Origin of the sequence: Pseudomonas sp. WP18 (assembly GCF_036689585.1) — a bacterium.
Lineage (GTDB): Bacteria > Pseudomonadota > Gammaproteobacteria > Pseudomonadales > Pseudomonadaceae > Aquipseudomonas > Aquipseudomonas chlororaphis_E.
This window is the reverse complement of sequence record NZ_CP144758.1, coordinates 286,913-311,594: the sequence shown is the minus strand read 5'-3', so window position 1 is coordinate 311,594 and position 24,682 is coordinate 286,913. Positions and strand designations below refer to the sequence as shown.

Sequence of the window (24,682 nt, the reverse complement as noted above, 5' to 3'; positions counted from 1 at the left end):
TAGTAGGAAGTCGCGCACTACTACCCGAAAAAAGTGGGCCGGATTATGCCAGAAATGCCCAAAAAGAGTAGGGCCCTCCCGTCAGTACGGCGTAAATCCGGCGTTTGCCAGGAGATTTACCTGCGCTGAACCGTTTTAGTGACGAGTATCTGACGGTGTGTCGACACCCGCACCGGCGAACAATTGAGCAATGTCCGCCGCGTCGAACAGGTAGCGCTCGTTGCAGAACTGGCAATCGATTTCGATGGCGCCACCGTGCTCGATCACCAACTGCTGCGCATCTTCCAGACCCAGACTGACCAGCGCATTGCCGGAACGTTCACGGGAGCAACTGCATTGGAAGCGCAACGGCTGGCCGTCGAACAGGCGCACGGCCTCTTCGTGGTAAAGGCGATGAAGCACGGTTTCGTTGTCCAGGCCGAGCAGTTCATCGGCGCTCAAGGTGCTGGCCAGCGCGGTGATGTGCTGCCAGCTGGCGTCGCGTTCCTCGGGGTCACGAATGCGGTCGGCAGGCAATTGTTGCAGCAGCAGGCCGCGGGCACGCCGCCCGTCGGCGTACAACCAGAAACGGGTGTTGGTCTGCTGGGACATGACGAAGTAGTTGGTGAAGCATTCGGCCAGGGTCGCGCCGTCGAGATCGACAATACCTTGGTAGCGCTTGCCCTGGGTCGGATCGACCGTGAGGGCCAGCACGCCATTGGGCATCAGGTCGGCCAGGGTCGCGTCGGGCGCGATCTGCTCGGCGTCATAGCGCGCCAGGCCGCGGATCTCGCGCTCACTGGAACACTCGATCATCAGCAGCGGCACAGGGCCTTCGGAACGGGCCTGGAGAATCAGCAGGCCATCGAACTTCAGGGTGCCGACCAGCAACGCCGCCGCTGCCATCAGTTCGCCGAGCAGTTGCGCGACCGGCTCTGGATAGGGGTGCTTGGCAAGGACTTCGGCGTAGCTACGCTCCAACGCCACCAGCTCGCCGCGGGCGTCGCTGTCATCAAAGATGAAACGTTGGGTGTAATCGGTGTCCGGTAAATCAGTCATAGAGTCTGGTATCTGAGGTGATGACAATGGATGACAGGCATTTTATGGGCAATCAGGGTGGGTTCCAAGCAAGGTGAGGACCTGGCTGACGGGAAGAGGTCGGCGCAATCGCTGATAAGCATCGTGGCGAGGAAGCTTGCTCCCGCTCCTGTGGCGAGGGGATTTATCCCCGCTGGGCTGCGTAGCAGCCCCAAAAATGGAACAAGCGCAAACAGGCAAACAGACGAAAAATGTAACGGACTGCTGCGCAGTCCAACGGGGATAAATCCCCTCGCCACAATCTGCACTCCATTCGCATCACTGATTGGCACCCCATCAGTGCTTACTCGCTATTGTCGCCCCGAAACTTGAACAGGTCCCGACGCTGCTTCTTGCTTGGCTTGCCATCGGTGCTGACACCCAGAGCCCCCGCCTTGCGTTGCGCAGCCGCGGCTTCGCGCTTGGCGATGCTCGCTTCGGTTTCGTGATACAGCGCCTGGGCCTCCGGTGCCCCGCGACGCACGATCGACAAGGCTTCGACCACCACGGTTTTCTCATCGAACCCGGTGCGGATGACAAATTCATCGCCGACACGCGGTTCCTTGCCCGGCTTGCAACGCTCCCCGCGGTGATGGACCTTGCCGCTTTCAATCGCGGCCTTGGCGAGCGCGCGCGTCTTGTAGAAACGTGCCGCCCACAACCATTTATCGAGACGGACCTTGTCGTCCTCTTCCTTTTTTTGTGCCACTGCAATTCCTCTCCACTGCCAATGGTCAGAACTGTACTACCGTTTTTGACGGACGCACGAATCCGGCCCGACGGATAGAATGCTGCCAGACCGCTCCATCGGACGGGATGTATAAATCGGTGAGCGCGCAGGCGGGTAGATAACTGTCGCCATTTTGTGATTATTCTGCGTGAATACCGCGATTCGCGGAGTCCACGATTCGATGTACTGACCGCAGGTTGTTTTATTGAAGACTTTTGACCATTTGACCGTCGTCGGTCTGCGCGAGTGGGTCGCGCTCCCGGATCTGGGAGTCGCGGGCCTTCGGGCAAAAATCGACACCGGTGCCAGCACCTCCAGCCTGCACGCCACGGACATCGAACCGTTCGAGCGCGATGGCGAGAAGTGGGTGCGTTTCACCGCACACCTCGGCACGGTGGTGCAGTTGCGCCATCGCCGCTGCGAAGCCCCGCTGGTGGCGCGCAAGACCATCAAGAGTTCCAACGGCCACGCCCAGGTCCGCTACGTGATCAGCACCACGTTGGCGCTGGGTGATCGGGTCTGGCGGGTCGAGTTCACCCTGGCCTGCCGCAAATCCATGCGCTATCGCCTGCTGCTGGGTTCCAAAGCCTTGATCGACGGCCAGTTGGTGGTCAATCCAGGTACCAAATACGTTCAAGACAAGCCGGCATTCCCGGTGTCCACTACCTCTGCCACAGGTGTTGCATGAAGATCGCTGTGCTGTCGCGTAATCCGCGTCTGTATTCCACTCGCCGCCTGGTTGAAGCCGGCACCGAACGTGGCCATGAAATGGTGGTGATCGACACCCTGCGCGCCTACATGAACATCGCCAGCCACAAGCCGCAGATCCATTACCGCGGCAAGCCGCTGGAAGGCTTCGATGCGGTGATCCCGCGCATCGGTGCCTCGGTGACCTTCTATGGCTGCGCGGTGTTGCGCCAGTTCGAAATGATGGGGGTGTATCCCCTGAACGAATCCGTGGCCATCGCCCGGTCCCGGGACAAATTGCGCTCGCTGCAACTACTGTCGCGGCGCGGTATCGGCTTGCCGGTGACCGGCTTTGCCCACTCCCCCGACGACATTCCCGACCTGATCGCGATGGTCAACGGTGCGCCGCTGGTGATCAAGGTGCTGGAAGGCACCCAGGGCATCGGCGTGGTGCTGTGTGAAACCGCGACGGCGGCGGAGTCGGTGATCGAGGCGTTCATGGGCCTGAAGCAGAACATCATGGTGCAGGAGTACATCAAGGAAGCCGGCGGCGCGGACATTCGCTGCTTCGTGGTCGGCGACAAGGTGATCGCCTCGATGAAGCGCCAGGCCAGGCCCGGGGAGTTCCGCTCCAACCTGCATCGCGGCGGCAGCGCGAGCCTGATCAAGATCACCCCGGAAGAACGCATGACCGCCCTGCGCGCCGCCAAGGTCATGGGCCTGGCTGTCGCGGGCGTGGACATCCTGCGCTCCAATCACGGGCCGCTGGTGATGGAGGTCAATTCCTCGCCGGGCCTGGAAGGGATCGAGACGACCACGGGCAAGAACGTGGCCGGCATCATCATCGAGCATCTGGAAAAGAATGGCGGGCCGAACATGACCCGCACCAAGGGCAAGGGTTAACTCAACACAAAACCCTGTGGGAGCGAGCTTGCTCGCGATGGCGTCGGCTCAGCCACATTGATGTTGACTGAAACACCGTCATCGCGAGCAAGCTCGCTCCCACAAGCTATCTGTCCTACTTGAGAGAGATGGCTATACCGCATCCCGAGGCAGCATCAAGCCCAACGGCAAGCGCACCCGTGCTTCCAACCCACCGCCGGCGCGATTGCGCAGCTCGACGTTGCCGCCATGCATCGAGGCGATACGCTTGACGATGGCCAGGCCCAGGCCCGTGCCCTTGCCACCGCGGGCGCGGTCACCACGGGTGAAGGGGTTGAAAATAGCTTCCAACTCCGACGGATCGATGCCGGCGCCACGGTCCATGACGCTCAGCACCACGTAAGGCGCATTGGTGTCGCCAGAGACATACGCCGCCACTTCGACGCCGGTGCCGGCATGGTTCAGGGCATTGCCGATCAGGTTGTTCAGCAGCCGCTTCATCGATACCCGGCGCAGCGGGAACGGCTGGATCGGCTCCAGGCGCAGATGCACCTTCTCATCGGCCTGGTTATAGGGAGCGGCGACTTCGCGCACCAGCTCGGTCAGGTCCACCTCTTCCACCGACTCGTCCCGACCGTCGCGAATGAACGCCAGGAACTGGTCGAGAATCGCGTCCATGTCCTCGATGTCGCGGACCATTTCATCGGTCAGGTCGGTGTGCTCGCCCATCAGCTCCAGGGACAGCCGCAGCCGGGTCAACGGCGTGCGCAGGTCGTGGGAGACGCCGGCGAGCATCAGTTCGCGCTCGCGCCCGGCCTGCTCGACATCCTCGGCCATCTGGTTGAACGCCCGGTAGACCTCGGTCATTTCGCTGGGCGTGTCGCTGATGGGCAGTCGTACGCTGCGACCCTGGCCCAGTTGGCGCGCCGCGTAGACCAGGCGCTTCAACGGCTGGTTGAGCTGGCTGACGAAAATCCAGGCCGAGGCCGTCGACAGCAGGCCGATGGCCAGGAACCAGCCAAGAACGTTCCAGATCTTCTGGCCGCGTAGCGGATGCGGGTACAGCGGCACTTTCAGCCAGCCATCCCCCAGGCTCGGAGCGCGCACCCACAGCGCCGGAGGCGAGTGCATGCGCAAGCGGACCTCGGTATCGGCGCCCAGCTCAGCCTGCATCTGGCGCTGGTAGATCTCGCTGTAGGGCCAATGCTGTTCGCCCTCCGGCACACCGGCACCAACGACACGGATCAGCGTCGCCGCTTCAGCGATCTTGGTTCGATTGGTCTCGTCCGCCGCCCAATAGGCCCGCAGGGTCAAGGCCACGCCGTGACTGTACTGCCGGTCCACCAGAACGTCTTCGTTCATCAACAGGTACACCAGCGTCAGCGCCTTGGAGAAGAGCACGACGATGAGCACCAGCCAGAGGGTGCGGGAAAAGAAACTCTGGGGGAACCAAACGGGGGTTTTCATGAATAACCGCTACACACTTGCAGGAGCGAGCGATGCTCGCACAATGACGGACCGCGAGTCGCCTGGAAGAATACATTCAACCCGCCAGGCCACCCGCTCCTACAAATCGCCGATCACTTGCTGGCGGCACCATCCGGCACGAAGACATAACCCACACCCCAGACGGTCTGGATGTAACGCGGCTTGGAAGGGTCGGGCTCGATCATCCGGCGCAGACGGGAAATCTGCACGTCGATGGAACGCTCCAGCGCGTCCCATTCACGGCCACGGGCCAGGTTCATCAGCTTGTCGCGGGTCAGCGGTTGGCGGGCATTCATCACCAGCGCCTTGAGCACGGCGAACTCGCCGGTGGTGAGCATGTGGACTTCTTCGCCGCGCTTGAGCTCGCGCGTGGCCAGGGACAGTTCGTAGTCCCCGAAGGTCACGCTCTCGTCTTCGCTGCCCGGCGCGCCTGGCACTGGCGCCGATTGGCGGCGCAGCACGGCCTTGACGCGGGCCATCAGCTCGTCCGGGTTGAACGGCTTGGCCAGGTAGTCGTCGGCGCCCAGTTCAAGGCCCTTGATGCGACTCAGCTCGTCGCCCTTGGCGGTGAGCATGATGATCGGGATCTGGTTGTTGGCGCTGCGCAGGCGGCGGCAAGCGGTCAGGCCATCCTCGCCGGGCAGCATCAGGTCCAGCACCACCAGGTTGAACACTTCGCGGGCCAGCAGACGGTCCATCTGCTCGGTGTTGGGTACGGTGCGGGCGCGATAGCCCTTGCTGACGAAAAAGCGCTCCAGCAGGCTGCTCAGCCCGGGATCGTCGTCAACAATCAGAATTTTTTCGCCTTCAGCAGTTTGTGCGGTGCTGCTCATAGGAAGCTCCTTTGATCTCGGCGCGCATTATGGCCTAGCTGCCGTTATACGCACCCGTGTGCATTGTTAGCAGATTTTTCCTCTGCCTACAGAAATTCGGGCAACAAGCCTACAGACCATGACGCACCCCCAAGCCTGGAACGCTGGTTATAATGCGCGGCCCTTTTGTGCCAGGACAGGCCGGATCATGGCCTGGCGACTCATTTTTTCCCTGGCTCAGGCAGCACTTTTTGAATTTCGCGGGTCAACAGGCAGCCTTTTGACCCAGGCAGCGGCGCGCACCCGCCCGCTCAACCAGTCTCGCCAAGCCCGACCTCTGTGGTGGCGAGCCTGATTTCACACATTTGTCAGGTGGTTTTATGGACAGCATCAACAGCCGCATCGCCGAGGAACTCGGCGTCCGCCCGCAACAGGTCGAAGCGGCCGTCGCGCTACTCGATGAGGGCTCCACGGTGCCTTTCATCGCCCGTTACCGAAAAGAAGTCACCGGCAGCCTCGATGACACCCAGTTACGTCATCTGGAAGAGCGCCTGCGCTACCTGCGCGAACTCGACGAGCGGCGCGTCAGCATCCTGGCCAGCATCCAGGAACAAGGCAAGCTGACCCCGCAGCTCGAACGCGATATCAAGCTGGCCGACACCAAGACCCGCCTCGAAGACTTGTACCTGCCCTACAAGCAGAAGCGCCGCACCAAGGGCCAGATCGCCCTGGAAGCCGGCCTCGGCGAGCTGGCCGATGGCCTGTTCAACGACCCGACCCTGGCGCCGGAAACCGAAGCGGCGCGTTTCGTCAACGCCGAAAAAGGCGTGGCCGACGTCAAGGCCGCGCTGGAAGGCGCGAAGTACATCCTCATGGAGCGCTTCGCCGAAGACGCCAACCTGCTGGAAAAACTGCGCAACTTCCTCAAGCAGGAAGCCATCCTCAGCGCCCGTGTGATCGCCGGCAAGGAAGAGGAAGGCGCGAAGTTCCGCGATTACTTCGAACACGACGAATCTCTCAAGAGCGTGCCTTCGCACCGTGCCCTGGCGATTTTCCGAGGCCGCAACGAAGGTATCCTCAGCTCCGCGCTGAAAGTCGGCGATGAGTTGCCCGGCACCATGCACCCGTGCGAAGGCATGATCGGCCAGCAATTCGGCATCCAGAACCAGAACCGCGCCGCCGACAAATGGCTGGCCGAAGTGGTGCGCTGGACCTGGAAGGTCAAGCTCTATACCCACCTGGAAACCGACCTGCTGGGTGAACTGCGCGACAACGCCGAAACCGAGGCGATCAACGTATTCGCCCACAACCTGCACGACCTGCTGCTGGCCGCCCCGGCCGGCCCGCGCGCCACCCTGGGCCTGGACCCGGGCCTGCGCACCGGTTGCAAGGTGGCCGTGGTGGACTCCACCGGCAAGCTGCTGGACCACACCACCGTCTACCCCCACGTGCCACACAACAAGTGGGACCAGACCCTGGCCGTGCTGGCCGCGCTGTGTGCCAAGCATTCGGTGGACTTGATCGCCATCGGCAACGGCACCGCCAGCCGCGAGACCGACAAGCTGGCCGCCGAACTGATCAAGAAGTACCCGGCGATGAAAATGACCAAGGTCATGGTCTCCGAGGCTGGCGCATCGGTTTACTCGGCATCGGAGCTGGCCTCCAAGGAATTCCCCGACCTGGACGTGTCGATCCGTGGCGCGGTGTCCATTGCCCGGCGCCTGCAGGACCCGCTGGCGGAACTGGTGAAGATCGATCCGAAATCCATCGGTGTCGGCCAGTACCAGCACGACGTGTCCCAGCTGAAACTGGCCCGCGGCCTGGACGCCGTGGTGGAAGACTGCGTGAACGCCGTGGGCGTGGACGTGAACACCGCGTCGGTGGCGCTGTTGGCACGTATCTCGGGGCTCAACGCGACCCTGGCGCAGAACATCGTTACCCACCGCGACGAGCACGGCGCCTTCAAGACCCGCGCGGCATTGAAGAAAGTCCCACGCCTGGGTGAAAAAACCTTCGAACAGGCCGCCGGCTTCCTGCGCGTCATGAACGGTGACAATCCGCTGGACTCGTCCGCGGTTCACCCCGAGGCCTATCCACTGGTGCAGCGGATCGCCGCGCAGACCGATCGCGACATCCGCTCGCTGATCGGCGACGCCGCGTTCCTCAAGCGCCTGGATCCAAAGAAGTTCACCGACGAGACCTTCGGCCTGCCCACCGTGACCGACATCCTTCAGGAACTGGAGAAACCCGGCCGCGACCCACGTCCTGAATTCAAGACCGCCGAGTTCCAGGAAGGCGTCGAAGACCTCAAGGACCTGCAACCGGGCATGATCCTCGAAGGCGTGGTGACCAACGTCACCAACTTCGGCGCCTTCGTCGACATCGGCGTGCACCAGGACGGCCTGGTGCACATCTCGGCCCTGTCCGAGAAGTTCATCAAGGACCCGCGCGAGGCCGTGAAAGCCGGTGACGTGGTGAAAGTGAAAGTCATGGAAGTCGACATCCCGCGCAAACGCGTCGGCCTGTCGATGCGCATGAGCGACACCCCGGGCGAGAAAATCGATGGGGCCCGTGGCGCGCGTCCGGGCTCGGCGCCGCGCCAGTCGCAGAACACCGCACCGCGCAAGGAAACCGCCACGGCCGCCCCGGCGAACAACGCCATGGCCTCGCTGTTCGCCAACGCCAAGCAATTGAAGAAACGCTGATGGACGTGCCGGCCGGGTTGGTGGAAAGCGGGTTTTTCAAACTGCTCGGCTGCCGTCTGCACAGCCTCGGGGACGGCGTGTCGCAGGTCGCCCTGAACCTTGAGCCGCCGTTGCGCAATCGCGGCGGCAAACTGCACGGCGGCGCGCTGTTCAGCCTGGTGGACATTGCCATGGGCCTGGCCTGTTCCAGTGTTCACGGCTTTGACCAGCAGAGCGCGACCATCGAGTGCAAGATCAACTACATTCGCGCCGTCTCCGACGGCGAAGTGATGTGCACCGCCCGGGTCATCCATCCAGGGCGACGCACCCTGGTGGTCGAAGCCGAGGTTACCCAGGGCGACAAGTTGGTCGCAAAAGCGCAAGGCACCTTCGCTGTGCTATAGCTCCCTGTCATCGATTTGGGTTAATTTCGGCGCTGCAAATGCGGCGACGAAATCCCCTTGTGGGAGCGAGCTTGCTCGCGATAGCGACGGATCAGTCACCTGAGTGTTGACTGACACTGCCCTATCGCGAGCAAGCTCGCTCCCACAGGACATTGCGGTGATCAGTCCATGACAGCATAAAAACCAGGCGAAAACGCCAGTTTTAACTTCACCCTTGTAGACCGTCTTGCCCACCCCCATATTGGGGCGACTGACGCGTGAAGGAATTCAACTTGAGCGACCTTTTAAACCGCCGCCTGGCCCTGCTCGGCGAGCGCGCCAACCTCTCCCTGCTCGAACAGTGCCTGCATGGCATCGAGCGTGAATGCCTGCGCGTCACGGAGAACGGGCACCTGGCCCAAACCCCGCATCCCGAGGCGTTGGGGTCGGCGCTGACCAACGAACAGATCACCACCGACTATTCCGAGTCGCTGCTGGAGTTCATCACCCCGGCATTGGCCAACCCGGCCGACACCCTGGCCAGCCTCGACAAGATCCACCGGTTCGCCTACAGCAAGCTCGGCGACGAGTACCTGTGGAGCCCCTCGATGCCGTGCCCGTTGCCGGCGGAAGAGGACATCCCGATCGCCTACTACGGCACCTCGAATATCGGTCGGCTCAAGTACGTCTACCGCAAGGGCCTGGCCCTGCGCTACGGCAAAACCATGCAATGCATTGCCGGGATTCACTACAACTTTTCCCTGCCGGAAAAACTCTGGCCGCTGCTGCGGCAGACCGAAGCCGCCGACGTGAGCGACCGCGACTTCCAGTCCTCGGCCTACATCGCGCTGATCCGTAACTTCCGCCGCTACAGTTGGTTGCTGATGTACCTGTTCGGCGCCTCGCCGGCCCTGGACGCAGGCTTCCTGCGCGGCCGCCCGCATCAGTTGGAACAACTGGACCCGAACACCCTGTACCTGCCCTACGCCACCAGCCTGCGCATGAGTGATCTGGGTTACCAGAGCAACGCCCAGGCCGGCCTCACGCCGTGTTACAACGACCTGGCAAGCTATACCGACAGCCTGCGCAAAGCGGTGGCGACCCCCTACGCGCCCTACGTCGAAGTCGGCACCCATCAGAACGGCGAATGGGTGCAACTCAACACCAACATCCTGCAGATCGAAAACGAGTACTACTCCAACATCCGCCCCAAACGCGTGACCTACACCGGCGAGCGCCCGATCCAGGCATTGATGGCGCGGGGTATCCAGTACATCGAAGTGCGCTGCCTGGACATCAACCCCTTCCTGCCGATGGGCATCGACCTCACCGAAGCGCGGTTCCTCGATGCATTCCTGCTGTATTGCGGCCTCAATGACAGCCCGCAACTGGAAAACAACGAATGCGGCAACGCCACGAGCAACTTCCTGACCGTGGTCAAGGAAGGCCGCAAGCCAGGCCTGCAGTTGCAGCGCCGGGGCCAATCGGTGGACATGCAGGCCTGGGCCATGGAGCTGCTGGAAAAAATCGCTCCACTGGCCGCGCTGCTTGACCAGAGCCAGGGAGGCGACGCGCATCGCCAGGCACTGGACGCGCAACGGGCGAAAGTCCGTGATCCATCCTTGACCCCTTCAGCCCGGGTGCTGGCCGCCATGGCCGAACATCAGGAAAGCTTCGCCGAGTTCTCCCTGCGCCAAAGCAAGGCTCACGCTCAATACTTCCGTGCCGAGCCTTTGCCTGCCCAGGAACAGGTCGCCTTCGAAACGGCCGCGCGCGAGTCCCTGGTCCAGCAAGCCGATCTGGAGCAGAACGAAGTGGGGGATTTCGACGTGTTCGTGGGCGCCTATCAGGCGAGTATTCTGGCGATCAGCAACTGATCACTTCCTGATCATTCCCACCCTTAATTTGGGAATGATGTTGTGGCGAGGGGATTTATCCCCGTTGGGCTGCGAAGCAGCCCTGTGCCTGTTCAGCTGATTTCGCAGCCAGTCATCTGTTAGGGTCGCTTCGCAACCCAACGGGGATAAATCCCCTCGCCACAAGGCGCAGGTGCCACCAGCTACCCAGTGAGCAAAAAATTTCGCTGATAAGCTCATGCGAAAAAGTTATTTATTTTTGAATTCTTAGATCATTTAGTCTCCTCCCACGCCACACATCCGGCGGCCTGTTGAGGAGCTTTCCCATGACTTTGCGTGTTTCCCTTCGCCTTCTCGCGGCCGCCACGCTGGCCGCGACCAGCCTGTTTGCCCAGGCGGCCGACCTGACCGTCGCCTACCAGACCACCGTCGATCCGGCCAAGGTGGCCCAGGCCGACGGCGCTTATGAAAAAGCCACCCAGGCCAGTATCGCCTGGCGCAAATTCGACAACGGCGCCGATGTCATCACCGCCATCGCCTCGGGCGACGTGCAGATCGGTTACCTCGGCTCCAGCCCGCTGACCGCCGCCATCACCCGCAAGGTGCCGGTGGAAACGTTCCTCATCGCCACGCAGATCGGTGCCGCCGAGGCGCTGGTGGCCCGCGACGGCTCCGGCATCAAGACCCCACAAGACCTGATCGGCAAGAAAATCGCCGTGCCGTTCGTTTCCACCGGCCATTACAGCCTGTTGGCCGCGTTGAAGCACTGGAACATCGACCCGTCGAAAGTCACCGTACTCAACCTGGCGCCGCCAGCCATTATCGCCGCCTGGAAACGCGGCGACATCGACGCCACCTACGTCTGGGACCCGGCCCTGGGCGTGGCCAAGGAAAACGGCAAGGTGCTGATCACCTCCGCGGAGCTCGCCCAGTTCGGCGCGCCGACCTTCGACGCCTGGATCGTGCGCAAGGATTTCGCCCAGAAGCACCCTGAAATCGTCACGGCCTTCGCCAAGGTCACCCTGGATGCCTACGCCCAGTACCGCAAGGACCCACAAGCCTGGATCGCCGACGCCTCCAACATCGACAAGCTGGTGAAACTTTCCGGCGCCAAGGCCAGCGATATCCCGCTGTTGCTGCAAGGCAACGTCTTTCCCCTGGCCGCCGACCAGGTCGTGAGCCTCGGCGCGCCGACCACCCGGGCCATCACCGACACCGCCGCGTTCCTCAAGGAGCAAGGCAAGGTCGACGCCGTGCTGCCGGACTACGCGCCTTACGTCAGCGCCCAGTACATCACTCGCTGAAGAACCTTGGGAGACCCCGCGATGGCCTTGCTACAGCTGGAGCGCATCAGCACACAGTACCCCGGCGCGCCGGCGCCCGTGCTGGCGGATATTTCACTGACCCTGGGGCCACGGCAATTGCTGGTTGCCCTCGGTCCGTCCGGCAGCGGCAAGACCTCGCTGCTTAACCTGATCGCCGGGTTCGTCGAGCCCAGTGCCGGGCAGATCACCCTGGACGGCGTGCCGGTCCTGGGGCCGGGGGCCGAGCGCGGCGTGGTGTTCCAGGACGACGCCCTGCTGCCCTGGCAGGATGTGCTGGCGAACGTCGGCTTCGGCCTGGAACTGGCGGGCGTCCCCAAGGACAAGCGCGAAGCCCGTGCCCGGGAAATGCTGGCCCTGGTGGACCTGGCCGGTTTCGAGAAACGCCGCGTCTGGCAGCTCTCCGGTGGCCAGAAGCAGCGTGTCGGCCTGGCCCGGGCACTGGCGGCCGATCCACGCGTACTGCTGATGGACGAACCCTTCGGTGCGCTGGACGCCTTCACCCGCGAACAGATGCAGGAGCTGCTGCTGCAAGTCTGGCAACGCACCGCCAAGCCCGTGTTCCTGATCACCCACGATATCGAGGAGGCGGTGTTCCTCGCCACCGACCTGATTCTGTTGGCGCCCGACCCCGGCCAGGTCGTCGAACGCCTCAGCCTGGACTTCGGCCGGCGCTACGGGGCCGGGGAGTCGGCACGGTCGATCAAGTCCGATCCACGTTTTATCGAAACCCGCGAGCATGTGCTTGCCAGGGTGTTCTCTCAGCGCAGCGCCACTCGAACACAGGAGCGCCCATGAGCAGTTATGAAGTGCCAGCGGCGATCCGCACGCCTGAAGCCAGGCGCCCGGCGATCGCCCCTAAGTTCAACCTGAGTATCCGATGGATCAGCGGCTTGACCCTGGTCGTGTTGCTCGCCGCCTGGTGGGCCATTACCGCCAGCGGCCTGATCGAGCCGTTGTTCCTGCCCTCGCCGTCCGCAGTGCTGCAAAAAGGCTGGCTGCTGGCAACCAGTGGCTACATGGACGCGACCCTTTGGCAGCACCTGGGCGCCAGCCTCGGACGAATCGGCCTGGGCCTGTTGTTCGCGGTGTTGACGGCCGTGCCGGTGGGCATTGCCATCGGTGCCAACCGCGTTGCCCGTGGCGTGCTGGACCCGTTGATCGAGTTCTACCGGCCGATCCCGCCGTTGGCCTATCTGCCGCTGATCGTGATCTGGTGTGGCATCGGCGAGTTGTCGAAAGTGCTGCTGATCTACCTGGCCATCTTCGCCCCGATTGCCATCGCCACGGCCACCGGCGTGCGCACCGTCGACCCGGCCAAACTGCGGGCCGCACAGTCGCTGGGGGCCACGCGGGCCCAGTTGATTCGTCATGTCATCGTGCCCAGTGCCCTGCCGGACATCCTCACCGGTATACGTATCGGCCTGGGCGTGGGTTGGTCGACGCTGGTGGCTGCCGAACTGATCGCCGCCACCAGCGGCCTGGGGTTCATGGTGCAGTCGGCGGCCCAGTTTCTGGTGACCGACGTCGTGGTGCTGGGGATCCTGGTCATCGCCCTGATCGCCTTCGCCATGGAGCTGAGCCTGCGCGCCCTGCAACGCAAACTGGTGCCATGGCACGGCCAGGCCCGCTGAAACCAACGACCACGCCGACCCTTCGGCGCCCGAATTCGAGAATCTACCGATGAGCCGTCCGACCATTACTCCCTTGAGCATCGCCCTCGGCGCGCAGATTGACGGGATCGATATCAGCCAGCCATTGACCCCGGAACACCGCGAGCTCATCGAGCAGGCCCTGCTGGAGCATCAGGTGCTGTTTTTCCGCGACCAGCCGATCGAGCCGCAACAACAGGCGCGTTTCGCCGCGTATTTTGGCGACCTGCATATTCATCCGATCTACCCCAACGTGCCGGAGCAACCCGAGGTGCTGGTGCTCGACACGGCCGTCACCGATGTTCGCGACAACGCCGTGTGGCACACCGACGTGACCTTCCTGCCAACGCCGGCCCTGGGCGCGGTGCTCAGCGCCAAGTCCTTGCCGGCGTTCGGTGGTGACACATTGTGGGCCAGCGGCATCGCGGCTTACGAGGCCTTGTCGACGCCCATCAAACGCCTACTGGAAGGCCTGACCGCAACCCACGATTTCACGCGTTCCTTCCCCTTGGAGCGCTTCGGCAACACCGCCGAAGACCTGGCGCGCTGGGAACAGGCACGCCGGAAAAACCCGCCGCTGTCTCATCCGGTGATCCGCACCCATCCGGTGAGCGGGCGGCGCTCGCTGTTCGTCAATGAAGGTTTCACCACCCGCATCAACGAGCTGTCGGAAACCGAAAGCGAGGTGATCCTGAAATTGCTGTTCGCCCACGCGACCCGCCCCGAGTTCACCGTGCGCTGGCGCTGGCAGGCCAATGACGTGGCGTTCTGGGACAACCGCGTGACCCAGCATTTCGCCGTAGACGACTACCGCCCTGCGCGGCGGGTGATGCACCGGGCAACGGTGCTGGGGGACGTACCGTTCTTCAAGTAAGGTCACCCGTGACTAGGGCGCCAGCGCCCTAGCCACGGGTATTGCGTAACCGCTAGGCGTTACTCCGCCGTCGACGGTTTCTCCCAGAGATTGATCCCGCCCTCCAGGGCAAACTGGTCGATTTGTGCCAGTTCCTCGGCACTGAACGCCAGGTTCTTCAACGCTCCGACGTTCTCGATGATCTGCTCGGGACGGCTGGCGCCGATCAGGGCGGAGGTGACCCGCGGATCACGCAGGGTCCAGGCCAAGGCCATCTGGGCCAGGCTCTGACCCCGCTGCTGGGCGATCTCATTGAGGGCGCGCACGTGGGCGATGTTCTGCGGCGACAAGTGCGAAGCCTGCAACGAACCGCCGCCGGGACGGTTGACCCGCGCATCGGCCGGGATGCCCTTGAGGTACTTGTCGGTCAACAGGCCCTGGGCCAGCGGCGTAAACGCGATCACGCCCGTCCCCAGTGCCTCGGTGGCGTCCAGCAGGTCTTTTTCCACCCAGCGGTTAAGCAGGTTGTAGGCCGGTTGGTGGATCAGCAACGGCACCTTCCACTCCTTGAGCAACGCCGCCATTTCCCGGGTCTTCACTCCGGAATACGAAGAAATGCCGACGTACAACGCCTTGCCCTGCGTCACCGCGGTGGCCAATGCGCTGGCGGTCTCTTCCAGGGGCGTATCGGCGTCGAAACGGTGGGAATAAAAGATGTCGACGTAGTCCAGCCCCAGGCGTTGCAGGCTCTGGTCCAGGCTGGCCAGCACATATTTGCGCGACCCACCGCCCTGGCCATACGGGCCGGGCCACATGTCCCAGCCGGCCTTGCTGGAGATGATCAACTCGTCGCGATAGTGCTTGAAGTCTTCACGTAACAACCGGCCAAAGTTGATCTCGGCACTGCCGTAAGGAGGGCCATAGTTGTTCGCCAGGTCGAAGTGGTTGATGCCCAGGTCGAACGCCGTGCGCAGCAGCGAGCGCTGGGTGTCGATCGGCGTACTGTCGCCAAAGTTGTGCCACAACCCCAGCGACAGCGCCGGCAGCACCAACCCGCTGCGACCGACGCGGCGGTAGGGAATGGACTCGTAGCGGTTTTCGGCAGCGGTGTAGGTCATGGAAAGCTCTCTTGTGCGAACGGCGGGTGCGGATGGCGAAGCTGACACTTCACAGACGCGCCGTTCAGGTGGAAAGTTCGCGCACATCTTATCCGCCCATTCATCCATCCGTCCTTTCAACGCGCGCCCTCGAACACCTGCGCCAACCAATCCACAAACACCCGAACCCGTGGCGACAGGTGGCGGTTGTGCGGGTAGAGCACCGAGACCGGCATGGGCGGTGGTGGGGTGGCGGGCAGGACTTCCTGGATCAGGCCTTGCTGGATCTGCGTCTGCATCCGGTACTGTGGGCATTGGATCAGGCCAAGGCCGGCGATGGCCGAGGCGGCGTAGATTTCGGCGCCAAATACCGAGAGCGCGCCTTCGATGGCGACTTCCTCGAGCTCGCCATCGACCATGAACTCAAAGGGGTACAGCTTGGCCGTGGTCCGCGAGACGTAGTTCACCGCCCGGTGGTGATGCAGGTCGGCGAGGGTCTTCGGTTCACCGTACTGGCGCAGGTAGGCGGGGCTGGCACAGGTGATCTGCCGCAGGTTGGCGACGCGTCGGCCGATCAACGAAGAGTCCCCCAGCGTGCCGGCGCGCACCACGCAATCGACGCCCTCGGCGATCAGGTCGACGTAGCGGTCGGCCTCGCTGATGGACAGTTCGATGTCCGGGTAGCGCGCCATGAACTGCGGCAATGCCGGGATCACGAAGTGTCGGGCCAGGGTGCCGTGCATGTCGACGCGCAGGCGTCCCTTGGGCGCTACGCTGCGAAACGCCAGCTCGGCCTCTTCGAGTTCCGCCAGCAAGTGCACGCAACGCGGGTAGTAGGCTTCGCCGTCGAGGGTCGGCCGCACCTTGCGGGTGCTGCGCTCCAGTAAGCGCACGCCGAGCCAGGCTTCGAATTGATTGAGGGTGTGGGTCAACGTTGCACGCGGCAGGTTCAAGTCTTCGGCCGCCAGGGTGAAGCTGCTGCGTTCGTAGATGCGCACGAACACTTTCATTGCCTTGACCTGGTCCATTCCACATGCCCTGATTGTTGGTGATTATTGAACAGCCAAGGCAACTCTCGAATATTTATCGCCCGGAGTAAACATGTGAGTCTGGCGTCACCCTAACGCACCTCCACTTCAAAGGACCTCACCATGACGACCCAAACCTCCAAAGTTGCCATTGTCACCGGTGCCTCGCGTGGCATCGGCGCCGAAATCGCCAAGCAGTTGGCGCGCGAAGGCTTTGCCGTGGCGATCAATTTCGCCAGCAGCGACACCGAAGCCTCGAAGCTGGTGGTGCAATTGCGCCAGGCCGGTCACCGAGCCATAGCGATCAAGGCCGACGTGTCTTCGGCCAGCGATGTGCGTCGGATGTTCGATGAAGCCGAAGCGCAGTTGGGCAAGGTCGATGTGTTGATCAACAACGCCGGCATTCTCAAGGTAATGCCCCTCGTGGAGCACAGCGACGAGCTGTTCGAGCAGACCTTCGCCATCAACACCCGTGGCACCTTCAACACCCTGCGCGAAGCCGCGACGCGCCTGAACGACGGTGGGCGGATCGTGAACTTCTCCAGCAGCACCGTGGGCCTGAACCTGCCCGGCTACTCGGTGTACATCGCCAGCAAGGCTGCGGTGGAATCCTTGACCCAGGTGTTTGCCAAAGAACTGCGCGGCCGCCAGATCACAGTCAATGCCGTGGCCCCCGGGCCGGTCGCGACCGAACTGTTCCTGCACGGCAAGAGCGAAGAACAGATCCAGAACTTCGCCAAGATGCCGCCCCTGGAACGCCTCGGCCAGCCGGAGGACATCGCCCACATCATCGCCTTCCTGGTAAGCCCGGCTGCCGCTTGGGTGAATGGGCAGATCCTGCGGGCCAACGGCGGACTGGTCTGAGCCACCGCCTTCGCGGGCAGGCGCGATCACCCGCTGGATTGGGGGCTACCGCGAGAGTCAGGTTGGCTGTCAGGCCGCCTTCGCGGGCAAGCCCGCTCCCACAAAAAACAGCAATCCCACGATACACCCCCACGAAGACGATCAACGCACCAAATGCAAAAACTGCATGTGCCGCTCGTACTGGTCGAGGATGTCGTTGATCACCTGCTCCTTGGTGTAGCCCACCAGATCGTAATCCTGACTGCCCTCACTCAAGTGCACCTCGGCGCGGTAGTAGCGACGGTTGTTGAGCTCCTTGGACCCCATGCCACCGCGGGCGAAAGACGGCGTGAAGTAGCCACGCATCTGCACCTGGTAGATGAACGGATGCTGCTCGCCATGGCCGATTTCCAGGCTGACACTGTCGTTGGCCGGGTCTGGCTGTGTCACGACCGCCAGGCCTTTTTCGGCGAACACCGCCTTCACTTCCTCGACGGCCGGACGCACCGTGCTGTCGAGGAAGCGGTACACCTCGTCCCGGGACGGGAAGTGCACCGCCTGGCTCAAGCGCTGGCGCCACCCCCCCTTGCCCCGGCGTGCACCCGACACCGGCGCCAGGGAATACAACTGCGCGATCTGCTTCTGGGACTCCAGATAGAACGCCTTATGCAGCCCCCACATCATCAACAGCAGGATCATCGAGAACGGCAAGGACGTGAGCACCACCGCCGACTTCAGGGCATCGATGCTGCCGGAAAACAGCAACGCACTGGTCACCAGCGCCGTCATCGCGCCCCAGAACACCCGCAGCCATTTCGGCCCGTCTTCGTCGGGGCTCCCGCCCTTGGCCGACAAGGTCGACAGCACCACGGTGCCGGAGTCGGCGGACGTGACGAAGAACACGAAGCTGATGAACACGGTGACGGCGATCACCGTCTTGCTCCAGGGGTAGGTTTGCAGCAGCAGGTAAAGGCTCATCGACGGGTTTTCCAGGGCGGACATGCCCAGGGCACTCATGCCGTGGTTCAACACCTGGTCGATGGCGCTGTTGCCGAAAATCGACATCCACGCCAGGGTGAATCCCAGGGGAATCAGCAGCACGCCAAACACGAATTCGCGAATGGTGCGGCCGCGGGAAATCCGCGCAATGAACAACCCCACGAACGGCGACCAGGCGATCCACCAGGCCCAATAGAACACCGTCCAGCCGCCCAGCCAGTCGCTGGGTTTGTTGTAGGCATAGAGGTCGAAACTCTTCATCGGCAAGGCGCCGAGGTAGTCCCCCAGGTTCTGGATGAGGGTATTGAGCAGGTGCTGGGTCGGGCCGGCGAACAGGACGAACAGCAGCAAGGCACAGGCCAGCAGCATGTTGATGTCGGACATGACCCGCACGCCCTTGTCGACGCCGGCCACCGCCACGAGGATCGCCGCGCCCATCATCAACACGATCAGGCCGACCTGGATCCACTGGGTGTGGGCAATGCCGAACAGGTAATCCAGACCGGAGTTGAGGTGCAGTACACCGAAGCCCATGTCCGCGCCGAGGCCGAACACCGTGGCGATGATGCCGAAGCCGTCCACGGCGTAGCCGATGGGGCCGTTGATGCGTTTACCGATCAGCGGGTACAGCGCTGAGCGCAGGGCCAGCGGCAAGTTGTGTCGGTAGGCGAAGTACGCCAGGGCCATGCCGACGAAGGCGAACACGCCCCAGCCGTGCAGGCCCCAGTGCAGGAAGAGGATCTGCATGGCCTGGCGCGCCGCATCCGCGGTGCCCGCTTCCCCTTGGGGCGGCTGTACCAGATGGGTCAGCGGCTCGGAGACGCAGAAGAAAAACAGTGTGATGCTGATCCCGGCGGCGAACAGCATGCCGGCCCAGGACAGGTAGCTGAACTCGGGCTCGTCGTGATCGGCACCGAGCTTGATCTTGCCGTAGCCGGACAAGGCCGTCACCACCACGAAGATCAGGTACAGGGTCATCGCCAGCATGTAGTACCAGCCGACCGTATTGGCCGCCCAGTTCTGCGCCGCCAGCAACCAGGCGCCGGCCTGCTCGGGCAGGGTAATTACCACCAGGCCGAACAGCAGGATGACGGTCGCGGCGAAGTAAAAGACCGGCGGATTCACGCGGACCAGGCCGCTGGAAGGAGGGGACGAGGCGCTCATGGGCGGAGCGTCCCGCAGGGCGAAAAAGCGAAGGTCGAAAACGGACTCGGCAAAGGAAAGCCTCCTGTTGTGAGCGGGCAGCAAACCGACGGTTTAACTTGAATGAACGTTCAAGTTAAACATGAATAGGGTGCTAAGAACTAATCGCACGGCCCGACGGCACGTTTCCTACACTAGCCTACGGGAGGGTATGACGCTGATTGACCTACATTCGTTCAGCGCTCCCGAACAACACACCGGGCAGATTGGCGATTGCCCCTGAATATCGGTATGCCTATAGTCCAGGCATCTCCTGCAATCAGTACGGCGCAATGATCAAACAACAGTTGGCCCGCTTTAACCGCCTTGAACTACTCGGCCACCCCACACCGCTGGAAAAACTCGAGCGTCTCTCCGCTTGGCTCGGTCGCGACGTCTATATCAAGCGCGACGACCTGACACCCCTGGCACTGGGTGGCAACAAACTGCGCAAGCTCGAATACCTGGCGGCCGATGCCATCGCCCAAGGCGCCGACACCCTGATCACCGCCGGCGCGATCCAATCCAACCACGTGCGCCAGACCGCCGCCCTGGCCGCGAAACTGGGCCTGGGTTGCGTGGCGTTGCTGGAAAACCCGATCGGCACCGAGGACAGCAATTACCTGGGCAACGGCAACCGGCTGTTGCTGGAATTGTTCGACGCCAAGGTCGAGCTGGTCGCCAACCTGGACAACGCTGATGAGCAACTGCAGGCCCTCGCCGCTCGCCTGCGCAGCAACGGGAAAAAACCTTACCTGGTGCCGATTGGCGGTTCGAACGCCTTGGGCGCGCTGGGCTATGTCCGGGCAGGCCTGGAGCTGGCCGGGCAGATCAACGACACCGGGCTCGATTTCGCCGCCGTCGTACTGGCCTCGGGCAGTGCCGGCACCCACAGCGGCCTGGCGCTGGCGTTGAGCGAGGCACTGCCCCGCCTGCCGGTCATCGGCGTAACGGTTTCGCGCAGCGAAGAAGACCAGTTCCCGAAAGTCCAGGGCCTGGCCGAGCGCACCGCCGAACTGCTGGGCGTGGCGCTTGCGCAGGCCTTCAAGGTGAACCTGTGGGACGAGTACTTTGCCCCCCGCTACGGCGAGCCCAACGCCGGGACACTGGCGGCGGTCAAGTTGCTGGCGAGCCTCGAAGGCCTGCTGCTCGATCCGGTCTACACGGGCAAGGCCATGGCCGGCCTGCTCGACGGCATCGGTCGCGACCGCTTCGACGAAGGTCCGATCCTGTTCCTGCACACCGGCGGCGCCCCGGCGTTGTTTGCCTATGACGGGGCATTTTAGGGTTACTGAAGATCCCTTGTGGGAGCAAGCTTGCTCCCACAAGAGCTCATTCCAAATAGATATATGTGTTTAATTTAATATTATTTTCCAATCTAACAGGGTCGCCCTATAGTCCCGCCGCAGGCGTATTTGCCGCGAGACGTCCGGGCTGCTTTTAGGGCAGGATGTGGCAATCTTTTCGGATCGCGTCTACGCCTTTCCCATCCAGATTGATGTCTTCATAAGAAAACACAGGGGCTTGTCATGAATTTTTCCGCACTACGTCGCAACCTGTTGGTAGGTTCGCTGGGCCTGGCATTGAGCGCCGGCCTGTTGGGGCAAGCGGTTGCCGGTGAGCAACTGCAGAAAATCAAGGATGCCGGTGAAATCAAGATTGGCCTGGAAGGCACCTACCCACCGTTCAGCTTCGTCGATGACAGCGGCAAGCTGACCGGCTTCGAAGTGGAGTTCTCCGAAGCCCTGGCCAAGGAGCTGGGTGTGAAGGTCAAGCTGCAGACCACCCCATGGGCCGGTATCCTCGCGGCGCTGGAATCCAAGCGTCTGGACGCCGTGGTCAACCAGGTGACCATCTCCGAGGAGCGCAAGAAAAAATACGACTTCTCCGAGCCGTACACCGTTTCCGGGATCCAGGCACTGGTACTGACCAAGAAAGCCGACGAGTTGAACATCAAGAAGGCCGCGGACCTGGACGGCAAGAAAGTCGGCGTGGGCCTGGGCACCAACTACGAGCAGTGGGTCAAGGCAGAAGTGCCGGGCGCCCAGGTCAAGACCTACGATGACGATCCCACCAAGTTCCAGGACCTGCGTGTCGGCCGTATCGACACCATCCTGATCGACCGCCTGGCCGCGCTGGAATACGCCAAGAAAGCCAAGGACACCACCGTCACCAGCGAGGCCTTTTCGCGCCAGGAGTCCGGCATTGCCCTGCGCAAAGGCGAGCCTGAGCTGTTGGCGGCCGTGAACAAGGCCATCGAAAAACTGCGCGCCGACGGTACGCTGAAGAAGCTCTCGGAGAAATACTTCAGCGCTGACGTTACCCAATAATGGAAGCAGCTCTTCAACTCGCACTGGATTCCGCGCCCTTCCTGCTCAAGGGCGCGTACTACACGATCTTCCTCAGCCTGGGTGGCATGTTCTTCGGTTTGCTGCTGGGCTTCGGCCTGGCGCTCATGCGCCTGTCGCACGTCAAACTGGTGAGCTGGATCGCCCGCATCTACGTGTCGTTCTTTCGCGGCACGCCGTTGCTGGTGCAGTTGTTCGTAATCTATTACGGATTGCCGCAACTGGGCGTCGAGCTGGACCCACTGCCGGCGGCCCTGATCGGCTTCTCGCTGAACATGGCGGCCTATGCGTGTGAAATCCTGCGGGCCGCCATCAGCTCCATCGAGCGCGGCCAGTGGGAAGCCGCGGCAAGTATCGGCATGACCCGCGCGCAGACCCTGCGCCGGGCCATCCTGCCGCAAGCCGCGCGCACGGCCCTGCCGCCGCTGGGCAACAGCTTCATTTCCCTGGTCAAGGACACCGCGCTGGCGGCGACCATCCAGGTGCCGGAGCTGTTCCGCCAGGCGCAGTTGATTACCGCGCGAACCTTCGAAATCTTCACCATGTACCTTGCCGCCGCGCTGATCTACTGGATTCTGGCGAGCGTGCTCGCGCACTTGCAGAACGTCCTGGAAGCCCGGGTCAATCGGCATGACCAGGAGTCCTGACCCATGATTGTCGTGGAAAAACTGACGAAGCAGTTCAAGGGTCAGGTGGTGCTCAACGGCATCGACCTGAAGATCGAAGAAGGCGAAGTGGTGGCGATCATCGGCCCCAGCGGCTCGGGCAAGACCACCTTCCTGCGTTGCCTGAACTTCCTCGAGGAGCCCAGCAGCGGCCGGATCAAGGTCGGCGACATCGAAATCGATGGCAGCCGCCCGCTGAACCAGCAGCAAGGCCTGGTGCGCCGTTTGCGCCAGCAGGTGGGTTTCGTGTTCCAGAACTTCAACCTCTTCCCTCATCGTACCGCCCTGGAAAACGTCACCGAAGGTCCGATCGTGGTGAAGAAAACACCCCGGGCCGACGCCGAGGCCCTGGGGCGCAAGCTTTTGGCCAAGGTCGGCCTGGCCGGCAAGGAAGACGCCTACCCACGGCGCCTGTCTGGCGGCCAGCAGCAGCGCGTGGCGATTGCCCGGGCGCTGGCGATGGAGCCTGCGGTCATCCTGTTCGACGAGCCGACCTCGGCCCTCGATCCGGAACTGGTGGGTGAGGTACTGGCGACCATTCGCGGCCTGGCCGAAGAAAAACGCACCATGGTCATCGTGACCCACGAAATGGGTTTTGCCCGCGACGTGGCGAACCGCGTGGTGTTTTTCGACAAGGGCGTCATCGTCGAGCAAGGCGAAGCCAAGGCCTTGTTTGCAGCGCCCCGGGAAGAACGCACTCGGCAGTTCCTCAGCAAGTTCCTTTCCGCCGGACACGACAGCCACTAAGTTAATCATCCTCTCCACACTTCCAGGGAAGGAAGTGTGACAACCGCACAATTACACACCGTCTCTGAATGTATTAACCCGATACAACTTGCAACTTTCACGCGGATTCACCGCGACGCTCAGCCCCATCCCAGTGACATATTCCCTTTCGGTCCGTTGCCAATCATTGAAACCCGCAGCCCCCGACATTCAGGCCTCATAACACGACAAACCGAGGAAAAGTGCATTTTCCGTGGAGCATTCCTAACTTCAGTTCGTAGGAACATTCTGAAGCCTGACTGAATGTTTTATTAGGCAAGTGCCTCTATTGACACTGAAACTGATGAACCCTTATCTAGTGCCCTGTCTCACAGGCGAGGCACACTTTTTTAATTCTGCACGGCGATTAACCGTCATTAACTTCAATGACAGCGCCCATAAAAGTATGTCGCGAACACAAGCGCCTTTGATCTTCCCGAAACGGACTTCGTTTTAAGCATCAAGGAGAACACCATGACCTGTACGTCGAATCTTCCCGGGCTGGCCGCACCGACCCTGGCCAATGCCCACCCCGCCGGCATCAATATCACCAGCGCCGCCCGCCTGGAGGTCGCCATAGCCCCCTACCCCGGCATGGACGCCGGCGACCTGATCGAACTGTTCTGGGACAACTGCTACGTCGGCTCGCGCCTGCTGTCGCCGGAGGACGTGCAAAGCAGCGTCACGCTGCGAGTGCCGGAGAGTTTCATCGTCAACGGCACCGCGTGCCTGCACTACCGGGTGATGCAGGTCGGGCGCGGGCCGGCGCTGTCGGCCACGCGCCGGATACAGGTGAAGCTCGACTGCCCCGGCGGCCAGCCGTCAGCCCTGAGCGGCGATGAAAACCAGGGCCTGGCGCCGGTGCGTATCCCCGAGACCATCCGCCGCAAGGGCGTCAACCCTAGCCAGATCAAACGCGGCGTGCCGTTGACAATCGAACCCTACCTGAACATGGCCCCCGACGACGCGATCACCCTGCGCTGGGGCGACGTACGCATGGACCTGCCGCGGATCAAGCCGAACGAGGTCGGCCAGCCGATCAATGTCTGGGTGCCGCCGCAGCTCATCCTGGAAGCCGGCGAGGACCTGCGCCTGGAAGTGAGCTACTGCATCCTCGACCGAGTGGGCAACAACTCCCAATGGGCGCCACCACGGACACTGAAGATCGGTTGCGCCAATCCCTACCTGAAAACCCCGCCGAGAGAGGCGCTCATGGCTGCCGAGCCCAGCCGCGAAATACGTTGAGAAATACGCGGGTAATGGATCTATCCGTGGCGAGGGAGCTTGCTCCCGCTGGGACGGTCCGATGTCTCGGGCGAAGCGGCCCCAAAACTTCAGGGCCGCTCCGTG

22 protein-coding genes are annotated in these 24,682 nt (G+C 62.5%); 15 read left to right on the top strand and 7 right to left on the bottom strand.

All coding sequences use genetic code 11. The features are described 5' to 3' along the window. Window positions 1–135: 135 nt before the first annotated feature. Both hslO and V5F23_RS01295 read right to left on the bottom strand, forming a co-directional pair. On the bottom strand, window positions 136–1,038 hold the full coding sequence (gene hslO, locus V5F23_RS01300) for an Hsp33 family molecular chaperone HslO (RefSeq protein WP_042729424.1): 903 nt from the start codon (window positions 1,036–1,038) through the stop codon (window positions 136–138). A gap of 322 nt (window positions 1,039–1,360) precedes the next feature. Next, the gene (locus V5F23_RS01295; protein WP_047736208.1) at window positions 1,361–1,765 is read right to left on the bottom strand and encodes a S4 domain-containing protein; all 405 of its coding nucleotides are present in this window, start codon (window positions 1,763–1,765) and stop codon (window positions 1,361–1,363) included. Between the two features lie 286 nt (window positions 1,766–2,051). On the opposite strand from V5F23_RS01295, the gene V5F23_RS01290 reads away from it, so the two are divergent. Both V5F23_RS01290 and rimK read left to right on the top strand, forming a co-directional pair. Next, entirely contained in the window at window positions 2,052–2,474 is a 423-nt protein-coding gene (locus tag V5F23_RS01290) for an ATP-dependent zinc protease (protein WP_234408002.1), read from the top strand. Continuing rightward, window positions 2,471–3,376 carry a 30S ribosomal protein S6--L-glutamate ligase gene (rimK, locus tag V5F23_RS01285; protein ID WP_042729421.1) on the top strand — a complete coding sequence of 302 codons (906 nt, stop codon included), beginning with the start codon at window positions 2,471–2,473 and terminating at the stop codon, window positions 3,374–3,376. Before V5F23_RS01290 ends, rimK begins: the two co-directional genes overlap by 4 nt. A 132-nt stretch (window positions 3,377–3,508) precedes the next feature. Here the strand turns inward: rimK and V5F23_RS01280 are convergent, their stop codons facing one another. Beyond that, window positions 3,509–4,822: an ATP-binding protein gene (locus tag V5F23_RS01280; protein WP_042729420.1), complete on the bottom strand. Its 1,314-nt coding sequence runs from the start codon at window positions 4,820–4,822 to the stop codon at window positions 3,509–3,511. Window positions 4,823–4,935: 113 nt separating this feature from the next. Next, a complete protein-coding gene (ompR, locus tag V5F23_RS01275) occupies window positions 4,936–5,676 on the bottom strand; it encodes a two-component system response regulator OmpR (protein ID WP_047736209.1) in 741 nt (246 codons plus the stop codon). A gap of 359 nt (window positions 5,677–6,035) precedes the next feature. Between ompR and V5F23_RS01270 the strand changes: the two genes are divergently transcribed. The 7 genes from V5F23_RS01270 (at window position 6,036) to tauD (ending at window position 14,426) form a co-directional block, all read left to right on the top strand. After that, the gene (locus V5F23_RS01270) at window positions 6,036–8,360 is read left to right on the top strand and encodes a Tex family protein (protein WP_042729418.1); all 2,325 of its coding nucleotides are present in this window, start codon (window positions 6,036–6,038) and stop codon (window positions 8,358–8,360) included. Next, the gene (locus V5F23_RS01265; RefSeq protein ID WP_047736211.1) at window positions 8,360–8,743 is read left to right on the top strand and encodes a PaaI family thioesterase; all 384 of its coding nucleotides are present in this window, start codon (window positions 8,360–8,362) and stop codon (window positions 8,741–8,743) included. The genes V5F23_RS01270 and V5F23_RS01265 overlap by 1 nt, the downstream gene beginning before the upstream one ends. A 272-nt stretch (window positions 8,744–9,015) precedes the next feature. Next, on the top strand, window positions 9,016–10,599 hold the full coding sequence (gshA, locus tag V5F23_RS01260; protein ID WP_123578514.1) for a glutamate--cysteine ligase: 1,584 nt from the start codon (window positions 9,016–9,018) through the stop codon (window positions 10,597–10,599). 305 nt (window positions 10,600–10,904) lie between these two features. After that, window positions 10,905–11,882, top strand: a complete 978-nt coding sequence (gene tauA, locus V5F23_RS01255; protein ID WP_123578513.1) for a taurine ABC transporter substrate-binding protein — start codon at window positions 10,905–10,907, stop codon at window positions 11,880–11,882. 21 nt (window positions 11,883–11,903) lie between these two features. Continuing rightward, on the top strand, window positions 11,904–12,698 hold the full coding sequence (gene tauB, locus V5F23_RS01250; RefSeq protein ID WP_042732974.1) for a taurine ABC transporter ATP-binding subunit: 795 nt from the start codon (window positions 11,904–11,906) through the stop codon (window positions 12,696–12,698). Further along, entirely contained in the window at window positions 12,695–13,534 is an 840-nt protein-coding gene (tauC, locus tag V5F23_RS01245; protein ID WP_047736214.1) for a taurine ABC transporter permease TauC, read from the top strand. Before tauB ends, tauC begins: the two co-directional genes overlap by 4 nt. A gap of 49 nt (window positions 13,535–13,583) precedes the next feature. Then, complete coding sequence (gene tauD / locus V5F23_RS01240) at window positions 13,584–14,426, top strand: taurine dioxygenase (protein ID WP_042732960.1); 843 nt, start codon at window positions 13,584–13,586, stop codon at window positions 14,424–14,426. 59 nt (window positions 14,427–14,485) lie between these two features. Here the strand turns inward: tauD and mgrA are convergent, their stop codons facing one another. Together mgrA and V5F23_RS01230 are read right to left on the bottom strand one after the other, a co-directional pair. Beyond that, the gene (mgrA, locus tag V5F23_RS01235) at window positions 14,486–15,523 is read right to left on the bottom strand and encodes an L-glyceraldehyde 3-phosphate reductase (RefSeq protein ID WP_042732959.1); all 1,038 of its coding nucleotides are present in this window, start codon (window positions 15,521–15,523) and stop codon (window positions 14,486–14,488) included. 116 nt (window positions 15,524–15,639) lie between these two features. After that, window positions 15,640–16,530, bottom strand: a complete 891-nt coding sequence (locus V5F23_RS01230) for a LysR family transcriptional regulator (protein WP_042731568.1) — start codon at window positions 16,528–16,530, stop codon at window positions 15,640–15,642. Window positions 16,531–16,653: 123 nt separating this feature from the next. Between V5F23_RS01230 and V5F23_RS01225 the strand changes: the two genes are divergently transcribed. Beyond that, the gene (locus tag V5F23_RS01225) at window positions 16,654–17,394 is read left to right on the top strand and encodes an SDR family oxidoreductase (protein ID WP_338497323.1); all 741 of its coding nucleotides are present in this window, start codon (window positions 16,654–16,656) and stop codon (window positions 17,392–17,394) included. Between the two features lie 141 nt (window positions 17,395–17,535). On the opposite strand, the gene betT is transcribed toward V5F23_RS01225, so the two are convergent. Next, entirely contained in the window at window positions 17,536–19,497 is a 1,962-nt protein-coding gene (gene betT / locus V5F23_RS01220; RefSeq protein ID WP_185057646.1) for a choline transporter BetT, read from the bottom strand. A 350-nt stretch (window positions 19,498–19,847) separates the two neighbouring features. Here betT and V5F23_RS01215 point away from each other — a divergent pair, with 350 nt between their 5' ends. From V5F23_RS01215 to V5F23_RS01195, 5 genes are all read left to right on the top strand, one after another. Beyond that, window positions 19,848–20,840 (top strand): D-cysteine desulfhydrase, encoded by a 993-nt coding sequence (locus V5F23_RS01215; RefSeq protein ID WP_042731571.1) that lies wholly within the window; start codon window positions 19,848–19,850, stop codon window positions 20,838–20,840. Window positions 20,841–21,083: 243 nt separating this feature from the next. Further along, the gene (gene tcyJ, locus V5F23_RS01210; protein ID WP_003196665.1) at window positions 21,084–21,884 is read left to right on the top strand and encodes a cystine ABC transporter substrate-binding protein; all 801 of its coding nucleotides are present in this window, start codon (window positions 21,084–21,086) and stop codon (window positions 21,882–21,884) included. Continuing rightward, the gene (gene tcyL / locus V5F23_RS01205) at window positions 21,884–22,549 is read left to right on the top strand and encodes a cystine ABC transporter permease (protein WP_042731572.1); all 666 of its coding nucleotides are present in this window, start codon (window positions 21,884–21,886) and stop codon (window positions 22,547–22,549) included. The genes tcyJ and tcyL overlap by 1 nt, the downstream gene beginning before the upstream one ends. Before the next feature lie 3 nt (window positions 22,550–22,552). Continuing rightward, window positions 22,553–23,314, top strand: a complete 762-nt coding sequence (gene tcyN, locus V5F23_RS01200; RefSeq protein WP_042731573.1) for an L-cystine ABC transporter ATP-binding protein TcyN — start codon at window positions 22,553–22,555, stop codon at window positions 23,312–23,314. Between the two features lie 492 nt (window positions 23,315–23,806). Next, the gene (locus V5F23_RS01195) at window positions 23,807–24,577 is read left to right on the top strand and encodes a hypothetical protein (protein ID WP_042731574.1); all 771 of its coding nucleotides are present in this window, start codon (window positions 23,807–23,809) and stop codon (window positions 24,575–24,577) included. The last annotated feature ends 105 nt before the right edge of the window (window positions 24,578–24,682 follow it).

What these genes read in the sequence shown, in the direction of transcription:
- V5F23_RS01225 (WP_338497323.1), top strand. Translation starts at nt 16,654, where the DNA reads ATGACGACCCAAACCTCCAAAGTTGCCATTGTCACCGGTGCCTCGCGT.
- V5F23_RS01270 (WP_042729418.1), top strand. Translation starts at nt 6,036, where the DNA reads ATGGACAGCATCAACAGCCGCATCGCCGAGGAACTCGGCGTCCGCCCG.
- rimK (WP_042729421.1), top strand. Translation starts at nt 2,471, where the DNA reads ATGAAGATCGCTGTGCTGTCGCGTAATCCGCGTCTGTATTCCACTCGC.
- tauA (WP_123578513.1), top strand. Translation starts at nt 10,905, where the DNA reads ATGACTTTGCGTGTTTCCCTTCGCCTTCTCGCGGCCGCCACGCTGGCC.
- tauB (WP_042732974.1), top strand. Translation starts at nt 11,904, where the DNA reads ATGGCCTTGCTACAGCTGGAGCGCATCAGCACACAGTACCCCGGCGCG.
- tauD (WP_042732960.1), top strand. Translation starts at nt 13,584, where the DNA reads ATGAGCCGTCCGACCATTACTCCCTTGAGCATCGCCCTCGGCGCGCAG.
- ompR (WP_047736209.1), bottom strand. Translation starts at nt 5,676, where the DNA reads ATGAGCAGCACCGCACAAACTGCTGAAGGCGAAAAAATTCTGATTGTT.
- tcyL (WP_042731572.1), top strand. Translation starts at nt 21,884, where the DNA reads ATGGAAGCAGCTCTTCAACTCGCACTGGATTCCGCGCCCTTCCTGCTC.
- V5F23_RS01230 (WP_042731568.1), bottom strand. Translation starts at nt 16,530, where the DNA reads ATGGACCAGGTCAAGGCAATGAAAGTGTTCGTGCGCATCTACGAACGC.
- V5F23_RS01195 (WP_042731574.1), top strand. Translation starts at nt 23,807, where the DNA reads ATGACCTGTACGTCGAATCTTCCCGGGCTGGCCGCACCGACCCTGGCC.
- V5F23_RS01215 (WP_042731571.1), top strand. Translation starts at nt 19,848, where the DNA reads ATGATCAAACAACAGTTGGCCCGCTTTAACCGCCTTGAACTACTCGGC.
- tcyJ (WP_003196665.1), top strand. Translation starts at nt 21,084, where the DNA reads ATGAATTTTTCCGCACTACGTCGCAACCTGTTGGTAGGTTCGCTGGGC.
- hslO (WP_042729424.1), bottom strand. Translation starts at nt 1,038, where the DNA reads ATGACTGATTTACCGGACACCGATTACACCCAACGTTTCATCTTTGAT.
- mgrA (WP_042732959.1), bottom strand. Translation starts at nt 15,523, where the DNA reads ATGACCTACACCGCTGCCGAAAACCGCTACGAGTCCATTCCCTACCGC.
- tauC (WP_047736214.1), top strand. Translation starts at nt 12,695, where the DNA reads ATGAGCAGTTATGAAGTGCCAGCGGCGATCCGCACGCCTGAAGCCAGG.
- V5F23_RS01265 (WP_047736211.1), top strand. Translation starts at nt 8,360, where the DNA reads ATGGACGTGCCGGCCGGGTTGGTGGAAAGCGGGTTTTTCAAACTGCTC.
- tcyN (WP_042731573.1), top strand. Translation starts at nt 22,553, where the DNA reads ATGATTGTCGTGGAAAAACTGACGAAGCAGTTCAAGGGTCAGGTGGTG.
- V5F23_RS01280 (WP_042729420.1), bottom strand. Translation starts at nt 4,822, where the DNA reads ATGAAAACCCCCGTTTGGTTCCCCCAGAGTTTCTTTTCCCGCACCCTC.